The sequence below is a fragment of the Planktothrix prolifica NIVA-CYA 540 genome, from assembly GCF_963864145.1.
Taxonomy (GTDB): Bacteria; Cyanobacteriota; Cyanobacteriia; order Cyanobacteriales; family Microcoleaceae; genus Planktothrix; species Planktothrix agardhii.
In genome coordinates this window covers 2,443,047-2,449,688 of the sequence record NZ_CAWLTW010000001.1, presented here as the reverse complement: position 1 = coordinate 2,449,688, position 6,642 = coordinate 2,443,047, and the positions used below count along the sequence as shown (strand labels likewise).

Below are 6,642 nucleotides of genomic sequence, written 5' to 3'. Positions count from 1 at the left end.
CTTTCAGACGATTGCTTCTTTCAATATTTATATGGAAAGGATGGAAATTTTTTTGAGACTGGTTTTGGCAGTTGACTTTTATAAGAAATGGTAGGGAGGTAGAGCATCCCCAAGGCTTAACTGCCAATGGTGGGACTGGCTTTGCCATTGGTTGAATTGGTCTTGCAGTTGGAGGGTTTGGGTTTGGTCAATCAATATATAGATGCGTTCTCGGTTGGGTTGGCTGTCGGCGAAACGGTTTTCTGGATAGGTTTGGCTAATGGTGCCAACTAGCTCTTGCCATTCTTGAGCTTGTTGCTGTTGATATTCCAGTTGACGCTGATGGAATTGTTTTTTGCCTAAGAAGTAGTCTCGCCCTCTCTGGGGGGACGAGTTTATGGGGTTGGGTTGAGTAAGAACTGGGGTGGGTTCGAGAGGAATTCCCTGTAAACAATACTCGGTCTTATGTTGGAATTGCTCTAGTTTTTGCAAGTAGTCCTGTTGATGTAGGGCTAAATGCTCGGAAAGTGCTATGTCAGAAGGAAAACAAATGCCAAAGCGTAGCGGTAAGAGGGTGGTTTGTTCAAAAACGGAACGGATAATTTGATCATGAATTAAAATAGCTTGTATTAATTGTTCATCGGTATCTGGGAGGTCTTGAGCTTTTAAATCAGTTTCTACCAAGGCGGATAATCCTTGAAAATTGATAATTTCTAAACAACCTCTGATCCCAGAAGAAAGTTTAAGGGGTGATATGGGTGTTTTGAAAAAAGCATAAGTGTACATTTCAGTCACCAGTTATGAGTGTAAAAGTTTCATTTGAAAGCTAATGACTATAAATTAAGTCTTAACTGTTTCAGGACTTACGCACAAGACCAAAGAAACCGGGTTTCTGACCCTGATTTTACGGATAAAATCGGTGATTTATCGTTCAAAAACCCGGTTTCTGCGTAAGTCCGATGTTTAAGAATCATTGATGATTAGAAATGACTTAAAACTGATTTTTCACTGATGACTGATTGGGAATCCATTCAAAATCAAAGCTGAGTTGGGCAAATCCAGATTTCCAAGGAATAGATAGTGTTAAATTTTCATGGGAATTACCCCAATCTATTTTGACTCCTTTGATCCAACTTTTAAGTTCAGGAGTGGTTTCTAATAAATTAATGATTTGCATTTTTAAAAATTCTAGTGATTGAGGAAATCGACACCATTCATGGTCATCTGACTGGATAATCGAGTTAGAGATAAGGAGATTTATGTCAAATTTCAGAGGTTGGCTGCTGGCAATATCTACTTCCCAAGAATCGTTTAGAAATTCGGCATTTAAAACTGCTAATAATCTCAAGTGTCCGGTTTGCCAAACCAATCCAGGTTGCAGGACTTTGGCTTTAATTCCACTAATAAGTTGCATAATATTATAACTGCTTTTAACCATCTGCCATAGCAATCTTAGGGATAATTCTGTTAGTGGTATTTCAGGTTGAAGACGCATCAAACTGGAAGGAGATTGGGGACTGTAAATAATATCAACTAATTCATCTGCAATTTCAATTAAGTCAATTAAATAAGACTGTTCGGCTTGCAGATCAAGATTTGAAATGGGTTCGGCGGAAAGGTTCAGATTATAGGATTGTTTTTGTTGTTTAAGCCAGTGTAAACCATGATTTTGGATTTGGTTTTGAATATAAGGTTGAATGATTCCTGGGTCAGTTAGTCGAATTTGTGTTTTGAATAAAGACGCCTGAGAAACGGAAGCTAGGATCGAATATTCAACATTTTGAATGGGTGTATGGATAAAAAGTTCTTCGTCTTTTTTGTCATTTTCTAGCGAATAATAAAAGGGACTGACTTCTGATGTTTCAGGGTCAGCAATAAATTGAAATCCCATCTTTATGTGGATTTGACTTGATTCCCATTGACTTTTTGGATAAATAATTTCAGTGTTGATGGGATCATTAAAAAAATTAATTTGATTAAAACTATCTTGAAGGTTATGGGTAATTTGTGTTAATAAAGATTGAACTTCTAAAGGATGTTGACATAGGGAACAGTCATTAGATTGAACATAGGCTTCAGTCGGAATCAAGGGAGGAGGAAAAAAACTGGTTGCCAGATCGATTGAACTCTCTAGATTTTCTGTTTTAATAATTAAACTGGCAACTAATCTTAATTTTCCAGGTGTCCAATCTTGATTAGGTAATAAAATTTCAGCATTAATTCCGGTTAAAAGTCGCATAAATTGATAGGAAGTCTGGGATAAATTCCATAATAATTGAGGAACTAATGTATTAAGAAATAAAATAACTGGGGGCTGGAGCAGGGGAGCAGGGGAAGTAAAATATTCCCCATTCGTAATTCGTAATTCGCAATTCGTAATTCCCCTATAAGCTGTTAATACTTCAGAAACTTCTTCTATAACATAAGGAATGAGGTTTTCAGGGGTTTGGGGTAAATTGCTTGGCCATGCTCCATTAGGAGATCGCAAATGAGCAAGAATTTGAATCAATTCTTGCATGGCTTGGACTAAATTAGCGGGAATTTCAGGAGAGTTAGAGATAGAATTAAAGGAAACTAAATCAATAAATTTAATTAGGGTTTGATCGAGAAAATCATCTAGGTTTTGAGGTTGGGTTGTTGATGATTTTTCAATAGTATTTATTGTGATTTCTATGGAATCAATTGATTCTATTAATGGATTGTTATTCATCGAAAATTTGGGTAGAAACCCCGTCCTTTAGCGAAGCGGAGGACGGCTTTATATTTCTTTAACAAGTAATAATTAAACCGTTTGAACGTCTAATTAAGGTTATTTTGCTAAAGGCTATCTGTCCTAACCGTTTCCAGTTAGCATCGCTGACAGATATTTGTTTTTTAGTTTGACCAGAAACGTAGCCAATTCCTTTTGGAGAATTAACGCGCGTCGCCTTTTCTCAAACCAAATTCTGTTGTAGTGCCACCATATTTTCGTCTAACGTTACCCTTGGAAGGAACCATTAAATGAAGTTGGCGACGACTAATAGGGGGACGTTTAATTACTGCAAAAGGACAAGACGTTATCGTTACATTCCCTTGCCAACTATGCCCATGAGTATTGCTAGAAAAATGAGCTTTATACTCAAGAAAATAATAAGTAGTTACACAAAATAAATTACCTAGTTGAGAGAGGGAACAGCCCCCCCAAACCCCCCGTGCACGGGGGGCTAGGGGGGGAGGGAACAGGGTGGAGGATGTGTAATTAATTTTGTTTAGGTACTTAGCAAGCTAAAGTAATACCATCTACAGCATGAGATTTGACTGTTTGTTCTGACTTGTCTTTTGATTTCTCTAACTTAAGATATTTTCTTAGATTAGATGTTTGCCAACCATAAATAGTATGTACAGTAGCTAATTGACTCAACCAATTAACCATGTATTTTTGACCTACCATAACGGCTGAAAATCCTTTTCCTGATTTAGCTCCTTTCCGTCCAGACGTTAAATCAACATCAGCTTTGACGTACTCAAAATAAATGTCGGTAATTGGAAACATTTTAAAAAGCTCTTTTACAACTCGTAATTCAAGTTGTCGATTAGCTCTAATTGATGGGGATAATTTACCTTGCCTACGGTTTGAAAATCGTACTTGACGATGCGCTCTTTGGTTAAAAGGAATATTACGGTTAATCCGTCTTCCCCTTCTTCCATGCCGCATCATTCGTCGATTATCCATGCGTTCTCGAACTTTCTTAAAAGGTAATTCAAGATGTCCTGTCCAGAGGGTGAAATTGGCTGATTGAACACCAATTCCTGAGTACAGCTTCCCAGGATCAATACCGACAGCAATGGGTTGAATTTTGTCGTCAAGTGGTTCAACTTTTAGTTGGACATAAAATTGTCCTAAATCGTTAAATTTACCAATAGCTTTACCTTCTTTGATCCATCGTCTAGCTCGACTAGATTTAGTCGGCATTAAAGGTTGATTATTAGAAGATATTACAGGTACTCTTTGCATGGAGATAATCCTCAAGAGTTAAGTTAATAGTCCCTTTGCCCACCGTTAGAAATATGACTTGTCTTTAACAACACCTGAACCAATCAGGTTTAGAAGGAATCCGAACTAGGGAAGTATTCGGAGGTCTGTAACATCTAACGGCTCTGCGGGCTATTCACCTCTTGCGTCAACCGAATTGGTTCGGTCAATCCCCGTCCGTTTTACGGCGGGGTTGGTGAAAGGTCTTGCTCAAGATTAATAGATTTTACAAAGTGTAAGTCACCCTGGGGTTCGGAAGCGGTGAGAATTGCTAAACCTGTTTTTCCCCAAGAGGTTATGGCTTGAGGATGAACAGGGCCAAGATAATCTCCTAACAATTTTCCTTCTAAATTAAAGAAGGTATATTTTCCCTGTTTATCTACTATAACATATCCCCAGGAGGTAGCGCAAGCGATGGTGGGCGGAGAGTTTAAGGAGATGCGAATAATACTTAAGGGCTTTAGGTGTAAAAGAATAAGCTGAGGTTGATCATCGCATCCAATACCCAATACAGTATAGGGTTGAGGAGTGGGAATGATTTGTTTTAAAGGAATGAATAATTTAAGGTTGCCAATGGGGGTTCCTCGGCGGGTATAAACCCTGAGCAACGTGCAGTTTTTTTGTTTGAAGTTTAGCCAAACTCCGAGTAAATATCTACGGTCTAAAAATATAAGTTCTGGAATTTGAGGAACAGAAAGAGATAATTTTTTAATCAGTTTTAAAGCGGGAGAACCATGTTTATCCGTAAGGGAATAAAATCGTAATTGTCCCGAAAAAGCTAAAGCCATATAATGACTCTTTGGTTCAATGGCAACTCTATATAATAAATCTTTATGTGAAGCTATATTTAAAGGATTTAAAGGATGGTTTTTTTCTGCTTTAACTTGATTAGAGTCTTGTGATTCTTGATCATAAGATGTATGAGATTGAATCGCACTTAAATTCAATAAGGATTTAGGATTGTCTTGAAAATTAGTCGCATAATAAATTTTATTTTTGGTCATCACACAACACCCATTTCTCATCATTTGCATGGCTAAAATCGGTTCTGGGAAATGAATTGGATTTTGAGCAATAACCTGAGTTTCTTCAGGAGGGGGAGAAGACCAAATTTTTAATGTTTGACCAAACGCTGTATAAAGATAGGGAAAATTAGTAATACAATTTAGGGGGAATTTGGAATTTCCAACGGAATATAATGGAATAGAATGATCAACTGATAAAGTTAGATTAGAAATCTGAGCTTTGGAGAATTGTTCGTCTTCGGGGGAATCAGGAAATTTCCCCAAAATAATAGAGTTAGCTAGACTTTGAATTTGAGGATTAACTATGGCTGTTTGCAATGCTTCTGCCATCTCTGCTGCGGTTTTATAGCGACGGGCTGGGAGTTTTTCTAAGGCTTTTTGAATGATTGTTTGTAGGGCTTCAGGAATCTCTGTAGACATCTCTAACCGCTGATTTAAGTGGGCTGACATCAACTCACCGGGTAACCCATGAAAGGGGCGATCGCCCACCAATAGTTCAAATAAGACAACCCCCACCGCATAAATATCTGATCGAGGAGAATAAATACCATAAAATCTTTCTGGAGCCATGTAAGCAGGAGATCCTCCAGTAAAAGTGGGGGGCTTTTCTGAAGAGGACAGTTTTCCAGCTATGGGAAGACGGCGAGCAATGCCAAAGTCTGATAATTTTGGATGCCACCCTTGGGATTTGAGGGTGAGTAGGATATTTTCAGGTTTAATATCACAGTGAATAATACCCCGTTGATGGGCGTAGTCTAAACCCTCTAAAACGCCGATGATCAAGTTTAATGCTTCTTGTAGACGTAGAGAATTCTGTTGTTCGACAAGATGACGAAGTGTTCCTCCTTCACAATATTCCATGACTAAATAGCGTCCGGTCTGGATGTGTTCAAGACCTAGACAAGCGACAATATTAGGATGTTGTAGACTGATAATAAACCATAGTTCTTGTAAAAATTGGTGAGTAGGGGCGCTTTGATGACTCAGTTCCTTCAGAGCTACGAGTTTTCCAGTACGGCGATCGCTGGCACAGTAAACCTTACCAAACTGGCCTTGTCCTACTAACCCTAAAATTCGGTATCGAGAAGCCTGCATGGTGTGTTTTAGACCGCCTCGTTAATTCCCTATCCTATAGTATATGGGTATTACTGACAAATTAACCTTATCCAGTAACCAGGGGTGTTTATGTTTTCGACCGTTGAATCAGACTCTACAACACCAGTTACAGGGCCAGCCCCAACTAAAATCATTCAATCTCAAAATCAGTATCGCACTTGTCGGATCAAGGTGCCGGATTTGGAGCAACCTGTTCCTGCGGTTTGTGTTGATCAGGAATACTACAGTTTTTTTAAGGCGGTAGAGAATGCTGAGAAAACTTTAGAAATCGTTGCTAAACTGGGAAAGGTCGGAGACAGCACTGTCATTACTAAAACTCCAAAAGGTTATGCAATTTGGGTGCAAGAGCCTAATGCTCAACTTCATCGCTCTTAAGGCTTGAATTTGTTATGAAAATAACAGGGGAGATGAAAAACGAGCCTGTATAAGGATACTGAAACTGTTAATGTGCCAGAATAATGGGACGTTAATGTCCCTGAAATTTTGAATCTAACTGCTAACTTGTGCAAT

At 38.5% G+C, this 6,642-nt stretch carries 5 protein-coding genes; 1 reads left to right on the top strand and 4 read right to left on the bottom strand.

Annotation, left to right across the window (positions count from 1 at the left end; all coding sequences use genetic code 11):
* Positions 1–78: 78 nt before the first annotated feature.
* The 4 genes from AC559H_RS11190 to AC559H_RS11175 form a co-directional block, all read right to left on the bottom strand.
* On the bottom strand, positions 79–765 hold the full coding sequence (locus tag AC559H_RS11190) for a GvpL/GvpF family gas vesicle protein (protein WP_036832386.1): 687 nt from the start codon (positions 763–765) through the stop codon (positions 79–81).
* A gap of 205 nt (positions 766–970) precedes the next feature.
* A complete protein-coding gene (locus AC559H_RS11185) occupies positions 971–2,689 on the bottom strand; it encodes a hypothetical protein (RefSeq protein WP_026794601.1) in 1,719 nt (572 codons plus the stop codon).
* A 546-nt stretch (positions 2,690–3,235) separates the two neighbouring features.
* Positions 3,236–3,973, bottom strand: a complete 738-nt coding sequence (locus tag AC559H_RS11180) for an RRXRR domain-containing protein (RefSeq protein WP_036832383.1) — start codon at positions 3,971–3,973, stop codon at positions 3,236–3,238.
* A gap of 200 nt (positions 3,974–4,173) precedes the next feature.
* Positions 4,174–6,111: a serine/threonine protein kinase gene (locus AC559H_RS11175; protein WP_026794600.1), complete on the bottom strand. Its 1,938-nt coding sequence runs from the start codon at positions 6,109–6,111 to the stop codon at positions 4,174–4,176.
* 90 nt (positions 6,112–6,201) lie between these two features.
* Between AC559H_RS11175 and AC559H_RS11170 the strand changes: the two genes are divergently transcribed.
* Positions 6,202–6,507 carry a hypothetical protein gene (locus AC559H_RS11170; RefSeq protein ID WP_026788752.1) on the top strand — a complete coding sequence of 102 codons (306 nt, stop codon included), beginning with the start codon at positions 6,202–6,204 and terminating at the stop codon, positions 6,505–6,507.
* The last annotated feature ends 135 nt before the right edge of the window (positions 6,508–6,642 follow it).

Excerpts from the sequence above, each read along its gene's own strand:
- AC559H_RS11170 (WP_026788752.1), top strand. The coding sequence starts at position 6,202 with ATGTTTTCGACCGTTGAATCAGACTCTACAACACCAGTTACAGGGCCA.
- AC559H_RS11175 (WP_026794600.1), bottom strand. The coding sequence starts at position 6,111 with ATGCAGGCTTCTCGATACCGAATTTTAGGGTTAGTAGGACAAGGCCAG.
- AC559H_RS11190 (WP_036832386.1), bottom strand. The coding sequence starts at position 765 with ATGTACACTTATGCTTTTTTCAAAACACCCATATCACCCCTTAAACTT.
- AC559H_RS11180 (WP_036832383.1), bottom strand. The coding sequence starts at position 3,973 with ATGCAAAGAGTACCTGTAATATCTTCTAATAATCAACCTTTAATGCCG.
- AC559H_RS11185 (WP_026794601.1), bottom strand. The coding sequence starts at position 2,689 with ATGAATAACAATCCATTAATAGAATCAATTGATTCCATAGAAATCACA.